Here is a 15,635-nt window from a genome sequence, read left to right on the forward strand (position 1 = left end):
GCGCCGAAGGCCCATATGGCTACGGTCGGTACCGCGACCCGGTGCCGTGGCACATCAAGAAGGATCTAGAGCAATGGCAACTGGCCGCGTGAAGTGGTTCAACGCCGAAAAGGGCTTCGGCTTCATCCAGCAGGACGGCGGCGGACCGGACGTGTTCGTTCACTTCTCCGCCATCACCGGCACCGGCTTCAAGGAGCTCAACGAGGGCGACCAGGTCGAGTACGACGTCACCCAGGGACCAAAGGGCCCGCAGGCGGAGAACGTCACCAGGACCAGCTGACCAGCAGCCCGCCCCGCCGGCCAACGCCAGCGGGGCACTCTCGCCTGCGCCCCGGCTGGGGCCCGTCCTGCTGAGTGAACTCCGACAGGCGCCATCCGTCGGCAGTCCAACGCACGAAGCTCTACCAGTTGGTCAGGTCTACAAGGAGATCGCAGTGAGGGCCGTCCCGGGCCGGCTGTTGATGCTGCTCTTCCCCGACCCGCAAGCTCTCGCCGCCCGGTTTGACCGGGACGCCACACCCGCCCACGCGGGGTGGTGGCGCATCAGTACACGAGGTTCACGTGTCGGGGTGTGGTCAAGGCTTTGCGTCAGGACCGGGCGAGGACGCAGAACTCGTGGCCCTCCGGGTCGGCAAGACACGTCCACGGGACGTCGCCCTGGCCGACGTCGAGGTCGGCGGCGCCGAGGGCCCGCAGCCGGACCACCTCCTCTGCTTTGTCGTCACCAGGTTGCGGCACGAAGTCAAGATGGACGCGGTCAGGCACAGTCTTCACGTCCGGCGAGCGGAGGAACTCAAGATACGGGCCAACGCCCTCGGCCGAGCGCCACACCGCATGGTCGTCCGTCACCTCGTGCAGGGTCCAGTCCATCGCGTCGTCCCAGAACCGTGCCATGGCCCGCGGATCCGCGCAGTCGACCACCACCCGGGCGATCGGCCCGGTGTCCCGGTACATCTCCCGAGGCTCCAGCACGCAGAACTCGTTGCCCTCCGGGTCAGCGAGGACCGTCCACGGCACGTCGCCCTGGCCCACGTGGGCGGGCGTCGCACCGAGAGCTTCAAGGCGCTCGACCAACTCCGCCTGATGGGCCGCAGAGGTGGTGGCGAGATCGACATGCACACGATTCTTCGTTGCCGTCTTGGGTTCCGGGACCGCAATGACGTCGATGCATACGCCGACCGGGTCCAGCCAATCGAAGCCGACGGGTTTGGCGGCGGTCGCGCCCGATCCCCCGCCAGCAACACTCCAGCCGAGCGCCTGCGCCCAGAACCGGCCGACCGCCGAGTGATCAAGAGCCTTCATGTTCACCAGGACAGGTCGCAGTGTCATGCCGGCGATCCTATGCACCCGGGGTGCAACGGCATCAGCAGATCCCCGACGCCAAACAGAGATCAACCCCCTCACCAGCCGCAATGCTCAGCTCGCCAACCAGAGCGCTCAGCCTCGCCAAGCCAACTGCTCACTCGCCACGTGAGACGCCAAGCCACAACGAAGCTCAGGCTCGCTCGTGCCGAGGGATGCCTACAGGTCGAACTCGACGTGCTCGATGTCGGTGAAGCGGACCTCTTCCAGGCTGCCTGCGCGGCGGCCGTTGTCCTGGAAGTACACGTCCCTGAGTGCTTCGGCGGTGATCTGCTGGAGTTGCTGGTCGGTGGCGCCCTGCTGCTGGGCGTCGAAGAGGCGGGCGGCGTACTGCGGCGGTAGAGCGACGGTCAGGTGGCGGAGGCGGGCGTCGTCGGTGGTGCCGATCGGGGCGGTGTAGCCGATCCGGGCTCGGGTGTCGATGACGATGCCGTCGGTGGTCGCCGCCCTCTGGCGGGCCCTGGCGCGGATCTGCGGCTGCCACCGCTTCTTCACCTCGGCCTCCATGCGGGCGGCGAGGTCGGGGCGCGGTTTTTTGATCTGGGCTTTGACGTAGCGTTCGACGGTGCGCTGGGAGATCCGCAGCATCTGGGCGACGGCCCTGGTGGTCCCCAGTTGTTTGACCAGGTAGCGCATCTGCGCGGGCGCGGTCTTGGGCGCCGGGCGGGTGAACGACTTCTGCACGGCGGCGTCCAGGCCGTTGCCGAACAGGCTCATCGCCCTCTCCTACTCTCCGTTGTCGATGTCGGTGACGGTGCCGTCCTTGATGTAGCGGGCGAGGTTGAGCTCCGGGGCGTCGAACCGGTCGCGGACCTCCTCGCCCCACAGGACGCTCTGGGTGCCTTCATGCTTGACCAGGCCCGGGTTGACGCCGAGCTTGAAGCCGCCGGGCAGCGGCTTTCCGTCCCGGTAGGGCAGGAAGTCCAGCGGCGAAGTGCCGCCGGCCGCGTACACGACGCAGTCGGACAGGATCGCGACCGGGTACTGCCCGGTGAACGCCGCATGCTTGACGATCTTCCGGTGCAGGTTGATCCGGGTCCGGGAGATGACCGCGGCACGGATGTCCGGCCGCCAGGTCGGCCGGGCAAGGGCCCGCCACGGCTGCCCGGGCTTCCAGCCCTCCCCGCGCGGCCGCTCGCGCAGCTTGCCCAGGCCGCCCTTGACCGTCGCCTTGACCGCCGAGACGACGGTCGCCAGATCCGGGTCGCGTTCCCTGTAGCCGTCCATCGCCGCGAGGAAGTCAGCCGGCGACAGGTCCGCGTGCACACCGAGGTCGGCCATCGTGGCCAGGTAGGCGTCCCGCAGCCGGTTGTACCAGCCGTCCAGGTAGCGGCCGTTGTCATGGCGCACCCACGCTTCGACCGGCGCGACGTCGTAGCCCAGCTCCGCCGCGTACGCCACGGTCGGTGTCGCGTACCAGGCCGGCCCCGTCGGGCGCTCGCCCTTCGGTGTGAACGGGCTGGGCAGCAGACTTGCGTCCAGCTCCGCCCACGTGTCCTTGGCGACCTTCACCCTCGACAGGTCGACGTGGGACAGGTCCACCAGCCACGAGCCGGGCAGCTTCGGGTCGAACACCGGCCCCTTGACGTGCGTCGGCTCGCCGAGGCCGACGACCAGGCCGTTGGCGCCGGCGGCGAAGGCCATGTTCACGTCGATACCGACCAGATACCGCAGGGTGCACTCGGCATCCGTCATCGGCCGCGCCCAGTCGTACGCCTCCTCGAACAGCTTCTCGCCGGGGCCGCGGACATGGAAGCGCGGCAGGTCCGCCAGGAGCGGGTGGCCGTCCGGGGCTTCGCACGGCGCACAGTCCACCGGATCTTTGCCCAGGCTGCCGGGATTGTGCTCGGAAGTCCGCCTACCCGTCGCGTCGGGTTCGGAGGCACGGGTCGGCGGGTGCAGAGCCGTCATCAGCTCCAGACCGGTCACGGCGGTGGAACCACGCGGCGTCATCACCCTGGACGCGTACACGCTCAGAATTCGGGCGAGTTCCGCCGGCGGAAGCTGCCCGGCCTCTCCCCAGTGACGGGAGTCGAGGGCGTGCCAGGACGGGATGCACAGCTGGACGCAGGTCCGCTCCGATCCCTGCGCCGGGCGGTAGATCCGCGCCCACGGCCCGAACCCCCGCTTCGTCAGCTGCCACTTGGCGCGCGCCAGTTGCTTGATGACCTTGTGGCCCTCCGGCAGCCGCCCGGCCACACGCTCTTCATCGGTGAGCGTGACGGGCAGGCCGTAGTACTCGCATGCGGCCTCGGTGAGTACGAGCAGCGGGTCGGCGTCCTTGCCCGGCCCGGACAGCTTCGACTGCCCGAGCCGCCCTTCACGCAGAGTCCATTCCACCAGAGCCGGAATCGACTTCGCCGACACGTCCAGGACCAGGCCACCGGTGCAGTACGCCAGCACCTCACCATCCGCATCGACGTCGACGACCGCCAGCGGACCGTTCGCGAACCGCTGGTCGGCTCCGCCTGCCGGGGTGCCGGCAGGGACGGTCTTCTTCGCGGCCGGACGACTCGACGCCGGCCTGGTCGTGGCCGCCGGACGCGGCACAGCGACAGGGCCAGCGGGGCGGAGCGCGGTGTTCGCAGGCTCCGCAGTCGGGCTTGTGGGTTCGGGGCGGGCTTGGACCGGTTCAGCTGCCGACGATGCAGGAGCGGCCGGACCGGCAGGCGTCGCGGGGACCACCGCGTCCGTCGCGGGCACCGCGACGTTGGGGTCGGCAGGATAGAGCCGGGCGAGCTGCTCGAGCATGCGGGCGTATGCGTCGCGCTCCGGCGGCCGGGGCTCGGTCTTGCCGGCCTCCCAGCCACTGACCGTCGCCCGCCGCACCTGCAGCGCAGCGGCCACCTCGTCCAGCGTCAGGCCGTGCGCCTGACGCAGCCGCCTGCGTTCCACCGGTGGCGGCAACGCAGAGCGGGACGCGATGAGCGCATCGACCGCGTCGAACAGCTCGGACATGCAACACCTCCAGTCCGACAACTCTAACGTGAAACGCACCTTTCGCGTACCAATCACGTTCGAACAACGTGCACATGTCGATCTCGCGTGGCTGGGCACCTCAGCCGCCACCGAGGTACACGGGCACAAAGTTGCGTCACACCGGCGCCGCCATCACTAGCCCAGCAACAAAGCGACGAACCTTAGGCCCACAGCACGCAGCACACGGACCGCGCACCCTGGACGGCAGAGCCCCGTCGGTCTGCGGTTGCGGGCTGATCCGCCGCAGCGGGGCTCGCGCAGTTCACGGGGTGGCTGTCGGGGCGTGGTGCCTTCGTGTACCGGAGAGTCCGACCGGGGACGGGAAGACAAAGCCAGCATGAGCGTGTACGCGGCCTAGTGGACGGTGTTGCTGTCGGCTCTCTCCCCACTCAGTAGGCCGTTCCCGGTCAGCTCCAGCGACGGCAGTGGGCCCAGTCATGGATCCGCATCCCGACGGCAGGCGGGATACGCCGCGGTCGACAGCCCGGAAGCAGTTCCTGCCCGGCCGGACAGTCGTGCCGATCCCCCATTTTGGGCTGGGGCAGCGAGGCGAGGGAGTACCAGATGGGTACGCATCCTGTGGGTTGTCGCGCAATGCTCCGGTCAGGTGCCAGGGGGCGGCTCGCCCCGCACGATGCAGCACTTGATCAGGAAGGCTGACGCGGCTCCGGTTTCGGCTCGGCAGGGTCCTGGGCCGACTCCATTTCCTGGGCTTGTCCAGTCAGTTCCCTCCATTCCTTGGCCAGCGGGATGCAGGCCTGGATCAGGCGGGTGAGGGAGCGCGGCACATGTTCCATGGCGGCGAGGACGGCCAGCACGCCGGTCGCGGCCGTGACGAAGCTTTGCGTCATGCCGTTGTCGTAGGGAGTGACGCGGCCGTCGCATCACGTCCGCATGGTGGTTCACACGTTCGGGGATTCCTTTTCGGGATCGCGTTATCCGTGAGCCCTTCCTCTCCCTACAACGCTCTCAGAACGTGACCGCACCGGTTCGCAGGGAGAGATATGCCCGACGAGCAGTTCGACGGGGCTCCAACGTTAGGGGCACAACAACTGCCAGCTGCACGCGCCGGCACCGACGCTCTGGAGCCCCCGCTCTTCAGGGTGCGGATCGAAGAGAACTCCGCTGCCCTCGCCCTGCTCGCGGACGAGGCCGCCGCCGAGACCAGCCAAAGAGCGGCCGACGATGCGGCCATGTATGAAGCCCTGGCAGCCGCACAGTTCGACGGCCTGGCCTGGAACCTTTTCGCGCAGGCGTTGACCGAGTACGCCTATCCAATTGTGACCAACTGGCTGTACACCGGGGAGATCTTCACCTTGTGCGCGGCCCGGGGACGGCCTGTTCGGGCATCCCGGACGCTGCAGGACATGGAGACTCTGCGCGTCGACCCAGACGAGCGGGAGGAGCTCGTCTGTGAGGTCGTCGCGCGGGCCCTGCACCTCTACCGCCGGAAGGCACTTGCCGGCGCCGGCTGGCGCCCGGACGGCGGCGCGTCCCTGAAGACGTTCTTCGTCGGTGCCGTCCTGCGGGAGTTCGCCGGGGTCTATGACCGCTGGGCTTCGGAGCGCGCCCGGCGCCCGCCGTGTGACCCGGACGGCATGGACGCGTTGCGGGATGCCGCAGGTCATCACGGTGAGGAACCCGAGAACCAGGCGATCGGCCATGACGCTGTTCGGCGGTTGCTTGCGGTGGTGAAGGACGAGACCACGCGGACCGCGCTCTTCCTCATGTTGAGGGGTTACACGACGAAAGAGATCGGCGAGTACCTCGGCCTTTCGGCGGCGGCCGTGGCGATGCGCATGTCTCGGCTGAGAAAAGACCCACCACAGCAGGGTGGCCGAGAAGATCGACTTACCCCCTCGACGGCACAGGACGGCAGGGAGGACACGTGAAGCGGGAAGAAGGCCTCGCAGACGGGGTCGCGGAGGCCATCGCGAGGATTCAGGAGGCGGAACTGCATGCGCCCGAAGCTCTGCGCCCGAGTTTCCGTGCGTGCCTTGAACACCTCACGGAACTGCAGGAGCGCCTGGACCGAGAGGTAGGGGGAATCGGCGGACGTCCGGACGGCTTGGCCGGCCCGGACTTCGCGACCTTGCTCAAGCAGTCCTCGCTCGGCACGCCAGGGGCGACGGCACTACGCGCTCGCACCGGTGCCGGGGTGCGGGAGCGCATCGAGAAGCGGTTTGCCGAACTGGAGGGCAGTGTCCCGAACGATGCCCCGCCCCACAGCGCTGGTGAAGTTGAACCCGTACGAAGGGTCGCGGGCCAACTGCGCACACTGTTCACCGGCTACTTGGAACATCGCCGCCGACAGGCCGAGGAGCAGCCGGAGGACAAGGAACGTCCCGATACCTCGGAGGTGGTCTGCGAGGTGAGCATGCGGCTGGTGGTCTCCAGCAGTTCCTCGATGCCCGTGCCGACGAGGCTGCGCTACCGGCGGTCGGATCCCTACGCCATCGAGGCGTGGTTCCGAACGGGCCCGGGCGAACTGGTCCACTGGGTCTTCTCTCGTGAGCTTCTCGCGGCCGGTCTCCGCACCTCCGCAGGTGTTATGGACGTGAAGATCCGGCCCGCTGTCTCAGTCGGGATGGAGGTCGTCTTCATCACTCTGCAGTCCCCTGAAGGAACGGCGCTGCTGGAGGCTCCCCGGGCAGCTCTGCAGAAGTTCCTCCGACGCACGAACGGCTTGGTGGCGCCTGGAGACGAGGGTCGACACGTCGATGTGGACGAGCTGTGCAATCTCACCGCACTTGATGGGCGGGACACGGTGGGCAGACCCGACGCCGCCATCGAGGAGTTGAGTGAGGAGGAAGAACACGAGGTCGACCCCGACCAGCAAGCCGAGCCTGACCAGCTCCTCGATGAGCAGGGAGGACACGACAACTGGTGATACCTCCAATCCCGTCCGCGGGTCCGAAGCGGATGGTGCCCATCGGCCGGCACGTGAGCACGGGGCCGTCCGGCGCGTGCGGTGGGATTGATCGAACGGCCGCTGGGGCCGTGACCCACTGGCGCCGCAGCGCCAACCGACTCCATGTGCCGCACGAGTAGAACGGCGCCGGGCCACGGCCGCGGGCCTCCCCGGCCATCTCCATCTCCTTGACCTTCGCCTTGAGCACGGCGCGGGCCTCCTCGGTGACCTGGACCGCAACCGCAAGAGTCCGCGATCCAGGTGGCGTCGTCTTACCCGGTTGCCCCACGGCTCAGGGCAACGCCTGTTGGTCTTGAGAGCAGCTCATTTCGCACCGACACCCCTGTGTACGTTCGGGCGTACCTGGGCGAAGGACCGCAACCGGCGGCGAGCCTGGACTGCCTCGGGGGGATGTGAGCGCATATTCGCCCGGCCCGTAGTACTCCAGCTGTAGATCGCTCCCGTGCTGGTGGTGTTCACGCTTTCCGTGGCTTGCGTGGCCTGACCCAGCTGCCGTGCGGCCGGTTCCGGTCCTGGGCCAGCATCGTCGCGTCGAAGTCGGCTTTGCTGGTCACTGCTCGTGGTTCAGGTACGAGCACGGTCGCAGTCGATCGCCACGGGGTAGCCGAGGTCCAGCCGACCAGGGGCATGGTCTCGTTGTAGCGCGGAGCGAACTGCGCGACGGTGATGGTGGGCATCTTGTAGTTCAGGTTCCGGACGTGTGCGATGAATGCCTCGGGAAGCGCAACGTGATGTGTTTCTAGATAGTGCGGGAAGTCCAGGCGCCACAACCAGGTTCCGTCGGTCACCAGTGACGAGCATCCCGGAGAGTGCCTGTGGGCGCTGCCGGTGATGGCGTCGTGTCCGGCTTCCATGACGTCGATCAGGACGTGGCCGGCGTCCAGGTAGGCCACCAGGTCCGCTTCGTCCGGCTCGCCAACGGGCTGGACGGCATCGCGTATCGATCCGTTCGGCTGGCCGGAGCGGTTTTCGAGCTCGTCGTAGAAGCCCAGCAATCCCAGCACTGCGTCTCCTTCAATGAGCCGTTCCACCCTGCTGGTGTTGGCAGGTGCGGCTACCATTGAACAGCGGTGTGTGAAGACACACGATCATGCGGTAGCCACAGGTCACAGCGTAAACGCCGGCTGGACGTCGCGAACCCGAAGCCGCCTGCCGGCGTAGCCGACCAACTGCCCGTATCACTCGACGACCAGGGCAGACACCGCCTTGGCATGCTCCGCCGGCCGCTGATCACTCATGCCGCCCCCGCCCCGCCGTGCGGCGCTCACCCGCCGCCCCGCGGCCCGGCTCCCGCCGGGCACGCACCAGCTGGGCTCCGCCGGCCGCACGGATGCGGAAGGCACTGCTCCGCGGCACGCTCTCCAGCCCTGGCACACACAAGAACCACGAACACGAAAACGGCAGCAACACCCGAACCCTCCACGCCCCCTCCGGTCAGCGGCCGTGGTCAGCCTCATGGTTGGGCAGGGTTCGGCGCGACTGTGACGGCACGTGGGCACACCATCCCTCGCAACAGTGCCCGGATCAGCGGTCCAGCGCGGGCAGGTAAGCCAGACCGGTATCGAGCATGATGCGGTCGACGGTCTCGTGCAGGGCACTGTCGGCGCCGATGACGGTCTCGAGCCCGCCGGGCAGCAGATCCCGCGCCCGGTACCAGTCGCGCAGCTGCGTCTCACTGATTTCATCGGCGATCGGCTTGGTGGCGTGCCTGATGAGGGTTTCACCGAACGGCACGTCCAGGTAGTAGCCGTGGGTCGCGCCACGATGGTCGGCACGCAGCGCCGCGAGCATGTCGCCGTAGCGGTCGGCGTAGAGGATGCCTTCGACCACCACATGAAATCCCGCGTCCAGGGCGTAACGGGCCGTCAGGCCGATCAAACCGATGTTCGCGGCACCGGGCCGGTCCCGCTCGCGGAGCACGATGCGGCGGAGGTTGTCCTGGCCGACCACGGCCAGGCCGCGGCCGAACCGCTCACGCAGGCCGGCCGCGACGCACGATTTCCCCGAAGCACTGTTACCGCGCAGCACGACCAGCCGGGTTTCTTCAGTACCCACCATCACGGCCCCCACGCTACCGACGGCCACTGACACCACCCGGGGCATTCCAGAACGACGCCGTCGACGCCCGGCGCACTGCACAGGCGTCCAGCCATGGTCTGCCCTTTCTGCTCTCCGAACTGTCCCGTGAAGTCGTGCGCTACGGCTACGCGGCCCCTTGGCGCCCCGAACCCGCCTACCGGCACACCGTCGAGAACTCGATTCCCCAAGCGCCGCCGGCCGCGCGACGGGCAGACTCCTGCGGCTGGCAACACGACAGCGCACCAGGTGAGTTCCGCCGATTCACACTCATGTGACGGAGCATCAGTTAGGGCTTTGGTGCAAGATCGTCTCAGCACTAGGGTGAAGCAGTGAAACCCATGGATGATGTCAGGCTCAGGCCCCCGCGCAATCGTGTCGAAGCTCGGGCAGTGGGCTGGTGGACGCTTCAGTCCGCGATATTCGCCCTGCCCCTGCCGATCGTCTTCGGCGTGCTCTATCTCTTCATCCCGCCCGCCAGGCTGTTCTTCGGCTGGGCCTTCGTGATCTCGCTCGTACCGGGCCTCGCCTACATGGCCGTCATGCCGGTCTGGCGCTACCGGGTGCACCGTTGGGAGACCACCGACGAAGCCGTCTACGCGGCGTCCGGCTGGCTCTGGCAGCAGTGGCGGGTCGTGCCGCTGTCCCGCATCCAGACCGTGGACACCCTGCGCGGGCCTCTCCAGCAGCTCTTCGGTCTCTCCGGCATCACCGTCACCACCGCCTCCTACTCCGGCGCCGTGAAGATCAAGGGAATCGACCACCGGACCGCGCGGGAAGTGGTCGAACACCTCACCAGGGTGGCCCAGGCCACGCCGGGAGACGCGACATGAGCCACGACACCGAACAGCGGGAGGCCACCGGGACCTCCAACGGCGCCGCCGATGACCCCGAGTGGAGCAGGCTCAGCCCCAGACTGCTGTTGGTCAACCTGAGCATGCTCGCCGGACCGCTCGCCCTGTTCGCCGTCACGGTCGCCTTGACCGGCGCCAACCTCCAGGCCCTCATCTCGCTCGGCTCACTGGTGATCACCTTCCTGGTCATCGCGGGGATCAGCACGATGCGGCTGCTGACCACCCGCTTCCGCGTCACCGGCGACCGCGTCGAGCTGCGCTCAGGCCTGCTCTTCCGCAGCCGCCGCTCGGTCCCGTTCGACCGGATCCGCAGCGTCGACATCGCAGCCCGGCCGATGCACCGCCTCTTCGGCCTCACCTCGCTGCGCATCGGTACCGGCGCACTGACCTCGTCCCCCAGCCGCAAGCTCTCCCTGGACAGCATCACCAGGCATCAGGCGCGCGAACTGCGCAGGCTCCTCATCGACCGGCGTGGCAGCGGCCGCGCCACCGGCCAGGACGAGGACGTCACCATCGCCGAGATGGACTGGGCCTGGCTGCGGTACGCGCCGCTCACCGTGTGGGGCGTCGGCAGTGTCTTCGCCGGCATCGGTACCGCCTACCGCATCCTGCACGAGATGAAGGTCGATCCGCTCGAACTGGGCATCGTCAAGGACATCGAGGACCGCTTCGATTCCGTGCCCCTGTGGTTCGGCATCCTCGTCGCCGTCGTGATCACCGCCCTCCTGGGTGCCGCGATCTCCACCGCCACCTTTGTGGATGCCTGGACCAACTACCGCTTGGAGCGCGAGCGGGACCGTAGCTTCCGAATCCGCCGTGGACTGCTCGTCTCCCGCTCCGTCAGCATCGAGGAGCGTCGGCTGCGCGGCGTCGAGGTCGCCGAGCCGATGCTGCTCCGCTGGGCGGGCGGCGCCAGCCTGAGCGCCATAGCCGGCGGCCTCAGCAACACCGACGAGAACCGAAGCCGTTGTTCCCTCACCCCGCCTGTGCCCCGGGACGAGGCCCTGCGGGTCGCCGCCGACGTCCTCGCCGAGGAACGGCCCCCGACGGAGATGAAGCTCGTCGCGCACTCCCGCGTCGCCCTGCGCCGTCGCATCAACCGCGGCCTGTGGGTCCTCGTGCCTGTCGTCGCGATCCTGCTGGCCCTGGGGCTGTGGCTCACCCCCGTCCTGGTGCACACCGCCTGGATCACGGCGCTCGTCGGTCTGCCGATCGTCATCGCCCTCGCCAATGACGCCTACCGTGCCCTCGGCCACGGAGTCCGCGACCGCTATCTCGTCGTCCGTGCCGGCACCTTCACCCGCCGCACCGTCGCCCTCCAGCGGGACGCCGTCATCGGCTGGAACATCTCCCGCTCCTACTTCCAGCGGCGCAACGGACTGCTCACCATCGGCGCCACCACCGCGGGTGTCGGCTGCTACAAGGTGCGGGACGTATGCGTCGGCGTCGGCCTCGCCTACGCCGAAGAGGCCGTACCCGAGCTGCTCGCCCCGTTCATCGAACGCGTCCCGCGCGGCTGATCCTCAGAGCAACTGGAACCCCCCGAGAGGTGGAGGGGCGGCAACCCCCGTGCCGTCCCTCCACCTCGCACCCATCGCCCCGCACACGTGTAGGGGCCGTATCCGGAAAAGGCTTCCGGATACGGCCCCTACCGCTTGTCCTTCACTCGCTCAGCCCGCCAGTCCCACAGCAGCTGTCCGAGCACCTCCGCGCCATGCCGCTGCAGTTCGTCGCCCGACCCAAATCGGTGGCCTGCAAAGTAAGGGCCCAGAGCGATGGGGGGAGCGGCGAGACAAGCGCCTACGGCCCGTGGGGGAACGCAATGCTGTCCACTTGGGCGACGGTCCCCAGCGAGCGGCCCACCTGGCCCCGCACGCGCCCCGCCTGATCGTGGAGTGGGACAGCTGTCAGTGGGTGCCGGTGACCACGGTGGACAACTGCGCCGCCGCTCAGCGAATGCTGCACGGAATCGAGGATGACGGCCGGATGGAGCTGCCCGCACCCGGACCAATCCGATGATCGGGCGTGGCCGACACCGCAAGCCCTGACCGACCACGCACGAAGAGCGCGCTGCCGGTCACCCGGCGAGGCGCAGTGCTGTACGGGGTCAGGCAGATTCCTTGGGCTTGCACTGCCGCTCGCGACGGCGGTCGGCGAGCCCTGGCCAGGCTGTTTCATGGATCTTGCGCCGGCCCCAGCCGGTCGTCTGGGAAACCTCACCGAGTCGTGGTCTTCGGCGCGGGGCCGCCCACCCAGGTGGGCGCGTACCAGATCGCGCAGAGCATCGGTGTTCGCTGCCGGATCGTCTACGCGGATGATGACCCGCTGGTGCTGACCCAAGCCCGCGCCCGGTGGGAGCGGCCGCGCCGCACCCCGGTCCTGCCGGCCGGGCCCGAACAGGCGGCCCAGCTGCTGCTGGCCCCTCAGTCGCGCGCCCGGATCGACCCTGCGCCGCCCATGGCGGTGTTGTTCGTGTCCGCCAACCTCCGCAAAGACAACCCCGACCCTATCGATAGGCCTGCCGGAGCTCCCATGGGTGATCCATGGGGCGATGCTGGACGGCCTGGTTGCCGCCGCCATGCTCACCATGGGGCGGCTGCTGCCGGCGCATGACCGCCCCGCGTTCCGCACTGCTCTGCGCTCGCCGAGCTCCATCGCCCCCGCTGCGCGCATCATCAAAGGAGGGGAGGCCGTCGACGAGGAGTGGCGATGAGGCTGTCGTTCCTTGAACCTCTTTACGCGGAGCCGGGCCCGTTCGCCTCCGTGTATCTGGACACCTCCCGAAACGTCGCGCATCCCGAGCGGGCGATCGCGCTGCGCTGGCAGCGGTTGCGCGAGAGTCTGACCCGTCAGGGCTCGGACCGGGCGCTGCTGAACGTACTGGAGGAGGTGGTCGGCGCCGACACAGAGGTGCCGGGAGTACACGGCCAGGCCATCTTCGCCGCCCACGGCACGCTCGTCCTGGACGGGGAGCTCCCCAGGCCGCCGCAGCACGACTCCGCGCGCTACAGCACCCTGCCGGACGCGATGCCCCTGGTCACCCAGCACCTTCCGGAGATCCCTTACATGGCCGTGGTCGTCCACTACGGCGGCCTTCCGACGGCCGAGACCCACGGCTGGGTGACGCTGGAGGCGGAGACCGGCGTCTGGCCCGTGTCGACCGTCACCCCGGGTGAGCGGCTGCACCACAGGGTCGCGGTGGCGAACTGGCACCGTACCTCCCTCCGGCTCGGTCATCGGCTGGACGAACGGGCGCGGCGCGCCCATGCCGACGCCGTCGTCGTGGGCGGGGACGAGTGGGCGTGCAACGTACTGATCCGCCGCCTGCCGCACACCCTGCGGGACAAGGTCGTGCGCGTGGGCGGCCGGACCCCGACCGACTCCGGACGCGCCCTGCTGGAGCCGCAGCTCGACGGCGTCTTCCGCGGCCGCATGGCTGCGCACGACCGGGAACTCGTGGACATCTTCATCGGCCGGCGTGCCCTGGACGGACCCATGACGGACGGTCTGGCCCCCACCGTCGCCGCCCTCCAGCGCGGCCAGGTCGCGGCACTGCTGCTGAACCGGCCGCCGGGGTCTTCGCTGCGGCTCTGGGCGGGCTCCCAGCCCACTCAGCTGGCCCTGACCGAGGCGGAACTCATGTCCTTCGGCGTGCGGGCCCCGCGCGAGGAACGCGCCGACGAGGCCCTCGTCCGGGCCCTCGTCGGCACCGGTGCCGAGCTGGTCGTCGTACCGGAGAGCGAGCTGAGGCTGTGCGAGGGCGTGGGCGCCCTGCTGCGGTACACCGACCCGGGGACCCCGTCCTGACGCCGCCGCGCTGCGCCCCCCGGATCACGGGCCGCCCCTTGCGCCCGACCGCCCCGGATCGCGCGGCACGCGGAACATGCCGACACTGGGCTGGAGCGGCAGCGCGGCGTATGCGCGGTGGATGGGGCACATGGGCAGGAGTAGGAGCGGCGCGGAGGAGACGGATGTTTCGATCACCCGCCCAAGACATGGACGGTAGGCGTTCCGGCGGTGGCCGGCCCGCTGCGGTACGCCCGGGAGCAGACGACGGTCCGCCGCACGGCGCTGACGCTGGTCGACCTCGACCGGACCGAGGGCTTCGGCTGCCCGCTCGCGCCTGGCCGGAAGCGGGCCCCGCGCACCGGCACGGGAACGAGCACTGCGAGAACGGCCCGAGCACGTGAGCGACGAGGCGACGACGGGCGGCGAGCACGATCACGCCGCGCGGTTTCCGGAACGCACCACGACGGGGGCCGCCGGCGCCACCGCCACGGCCCCGCGGTCCGATGGTCCATGAAGGGACCCCCGAGGACCTGGTCCGCGCGGCCCGCGCCGTGGGCGTGACCGACGCCCGTCTCCTGGAGGCCGTACGGAGCATTCCGCGGGCGGATTTCGTCCCCGAGGACGAGGTGGCATCCGCGTACCGGGACACGCCCGTTCCGCTCCCCCACGGGCAGGTGACCACCCAGCCCTCGCTGATCGCCATGATGGTCTCCGCTCTCGGCCTCACCGGAGACGAACAGGTCCTGGAGATCGGGACCGGATACGGCTGGCAGACCGCGCTGCTCGCCCGCTTGGCCGCGTATGTCGTCAGCGTCGAGCGCTGGCCCGACCTGGCCGACGAGGCCCGCCTGCGGCTGGCCGGGCGGGGCGTCGGCAACGCCGAGGTCGTGCTGGGCGACGGGACCCTCGGGATGCCGACCCGTGCCCCGTACGACGCCGTCATCGTCTGCGCGGCCTTCCCGCGTGTGCCTCAGCCGCTCGTGGATCAGCTCCGCACCGGTGGCCGGCTCGTCCAGCCGATCGGTCAGGGCGGGCAGGAGCGCGTCGAGCTGTACGAGCGGCGGGCCCACGACCTGGTGCATCGCAGGACGGTCACCGCGGCCCGGTTCGTCCGGCTGTACGGTGCCCATGGCTACGACCAGCGGTGACGCGCTCAGCGCGATAGTCCCGGCCAGGGTGCCGGAGGCCAGCTGCCTGCCCTTCAGGGCTCGGTGCACGTCCTCGACGTCCGGGCGGTCGTGCAGCGGCAGTGGCTCGGACAGGGCGTACAGGCGGAAGAAGTAGCGGTGCGGCCCATGCCCCGGTGGAGATGTCGGCCCTCCCCGGCCCACGTGGCCGAAGCCGTCGGTCCGCGGCAGGCCCCCTGGGGCTTCTGGCCGTCCGCCCCCCCCCGGTGGTTCCCGGATCGATGCCGGTCACCAGCCAGTGCGGGACGGTCCTCTCCGGCGCGTCCGGGTCCTCGCACAGGAGCACCAGCTCTGGAGCCCCCGGCGGCTCCGTGTTCGGCGCCATGACCCTCATAGCCGTCTCGCGGGGCGCGCTGCATGCGGTGATCAGGCGACGCCAGGCTACTCCCCGACGATCCATGGGAGCTGAGCTGAGGCGGCGGGACTCCTCAATCACGGCCCCCGTCCAGGTGGTCG

General features: G+C 69.3%; 15 protein-coding genes and 2 pseudogenes. 10 read left to right on the top strand and 7 right to left on the bottom strand.

What is annotated here, in order from left to right; all coding sequences use genetic code 11:
* The first annotated feature begins 73 nt into the window (after nucleotides 1-73).
* Nucleotides 74-280: a cold-shock protein gene (locus FB157_RS44895; RefSeq protein WP_145887276.1), complete on the top strand. Its 207-nt coding sequence runs from the start codon at nucleotides 74-76 to the stop codon at nucleotides 278-280.
* 308 nt (nucleotides 281-588) lie between these two features.
* On the opposite strand, the gene FB157_RS44900 is transcribed toward FB157_RS44895, so the two are convergent.
* The 4 genes from FB157_RS44900 to FB157_RS44915 form a co-directional block, all read right to left on the bottom strand.
* The gene (locus FB157_RS44900) at nucleotides 589-1,329 is read right to left on the bottom strand and encodes a VOC family protein (protein WP_145887317.1); all 741 of its coding nucleotides are present in this window, start codon (nucleotides 1,327-1,329) and stop codon (nucleotides 589-591) included.
* A gap of 192 nt (nucleotides 1,330-1,521) precedes the next feature.
* The gene (gene tpg, locus FB157_RS44905) at nucleotides 1,522-2,079 is read right to left on the bottom strand and encodes a telomere-protecting terminal protein Tpg (RefSeq protein ID WP_145887278.1); all 558 of its coding nucleotides are present in this window, start codon (nucleotides 2,077-2,079) and stop codon (nucleotides 1,522-1,524) included.
* Between the two features lie 9 nt (nucleotides 2,080-2,088).
* Nucleotides 2,089-4,320, bottom strand: coding sequence for a telomere-associated protein Tap (tap, locus tag FB157_RS44910; protein ID WP_145887280.1), 2,232 nt, complete (start codon nucleotides 4,318-4,320; stop codon nucleotides 2,089-2,091).
* A gap of 668 nt (nucleotides 4,321-4,988) precedes the next feature.
* A complete protein-coding gene (locus FB157_RS44915; RefSeq protein ID WP_145887282.1) occupies nucleotides 4,989-5,192 on the bottom strand; it encodes a hypothetical protein in 204 nt (67 codons plus the stop codon).
* Nucleotides 5,193-5,345: 153 nt separating this feature from the next.
* Between FB157_RS44915 and FB157_RS44920 the strand changes: the two genes are divergently transcribed.
* Together FB157_RS44920 and FB157_RS49560 are read left to right on the top strand one after the other, a co-directional pair.
* Nucleotides 5,346-6,233: an RNA polymerase sigma factor gene (locus FB157_RS44920; protein ID WP_145887283.1), complete on the top strand. Its 888-nt coding sequence runs from the start codon at nucleotides 5,346-5,348 to the stop codon at nucleotides 6,231-6,233.
* A 485-nt stretch (nucleotides 6,234-6,718) separates the two neighbouring features.
* Nucleotides 6,719-7,090: pseudogene (locus FB157_RS49560) on the top strand (SsgA family sporulation/cell division regulator); the annotation flags it as partial.
* 638 nt (nucleotides 7,091-7,728) lie between these two features.
* On the opposite strand, the gene FB157_RS44935 reads toward FB157_RS49560, so the two are convergent.
* Nucleotides 7,729-8,277 (bottom strand): hypothetical protein, encoded by a 549-nt coding sequence (locus FB157_RS44935; RefSeq protein WP_145887285.1) that lies wholly within the window; start codon nucleotides 8,275-8,277, stop codon nucleotides 7,729-7,731.
* Between the two features lie 520 nt (nucleotides 8,278-8,797).
* Complete coding sequence (locus tag FB157_RS44945) at nucleotides 8,798-9,331, bottom strand: kinase (RefSeq protein ID WP_186581973.1); 534 nt, start codon at nucleotides 9,329-9,331, stop codon at nucleotides 8,798-8,800.
* A gap of 359 nt (nucleotides 9,332-9,690) precedes the next feature.
* Between FB157_RS44945 and FB157_RS44955 the strand changes: the two genes are divergently transcribed.
* The 7 genes from FB157_RS44955 (at nucleotide 9,691) to FB157_RS44975 (ending at nucleotide 15,140) form a co-directional block, all read left to right on the top strand.
* Nucleotides 9,691-10,182: a PH domain-containing protein gene (locus tag FB157_RS44955; protein ID WP_145887288.1), complete on the top strand. Its 492-nt coding sequence runs from the start codon at nucleotides 9,691-9,693 to the stop codon at nucleotides 10,180-10,182.
* Nucleotides 10,179-11,723 carry a PH domain-containing protein gene (locus FB157_RS44960; RefSeq protein WP_145887290.1) on the top strand — a complete coding sequence of 515 codons (1,545 nt, stop codon included), beginning with the start codon at nucleotides 10,179-10,181 and terminating at the stop codon, nucleotides 11,721-11,723. Before FB157_RS44955 ends, FB157_RS44960 begins: the two co-directional genes overlap by 4 nt.
* Nucleotides 11,724-11,772: 49 nt before the next feature.
* On the top strand, nucleotides 11,773-12,222 hold the full coding sequence (locus FB157_RS49805) for a DUF6087 family protein (protein ID WP_398948069.1): 450 nt from the start codon (nucleotides 11,773-11,775) through the stop codon (nucleotides 12,220-12,222).
* 207 nt (nucleotides 12,223-12,429) lie between these two features.
* Entirely contained in the window at nucleotides 12,430-12,816 is a 387-nt protein-coding gene (locus FB157_RS49810) for an SAM-dependent methyltransferase (protein ID WP_186581971.1), read from the top strand.
* A complete protein-coding gene (locus tag FB157_RS47830; protein ID WP_186581974.1) occupies nucleotides 12,755-12,916 on the top strand; it encodes a hypothetical protein in 162 nt (53 codons plus the stop codon). The genes FB157_RS49810 and FB157_RS47830 overlap by 62 nt, the downstream gene beginning before the upstream one ends.
* Nucleotides 12,913-14,010 (top strand): hypothetical protein, encoded by a 1,098-nt coding sequence (locus tag FB157_RS44970; protein ID WP_145887294.1) that lies wholly within the window; start codon nucleotides 12,913-12,915, stop codon nucleotides 14,008-14,010. Before FB157_RS47830 ends, FB157_RS44970 begins: the two co-directional genes overlap by 4 nt.
* 485 nt (nucleotides 14,011-14,495) lie before the next feature.
* Complete coding sequence (locus FB157_RS44975; protein WP_145887296.1) at nucleotides 14,496-15,140, top strand: protein-L-isoaspartate(D-aspartate) O-methyltransferase; 645 nt, start codon at nucleotides 14,496-14,498, stop codon at nucleotides 15,138-15,140.
* Nucleotides 15,141-15,215: 75 nt separating this feature from the next.
* Here the strand turns inward: FB157_RS44975 and FB157_RS49230 are convergent.
* Nucleotides 15,216-15,323: pseudogene (locus tag FB157_RS49230) on the bottom strand (YbhB/YbcL family Raf kinase inhibitor-like protein); the annotation flags it as partial.
* Nucleotides 15,324-15,635: the final 312 nt, after the last annotated feature.

The organism is Streptomyces sp. BK340, from assembly GCF_007827595.1.
GTDB lineage: Bacteria > Actinomycetota > Actinomycetes > Streptomycetales > Streptomycetaceae > Streptomyces.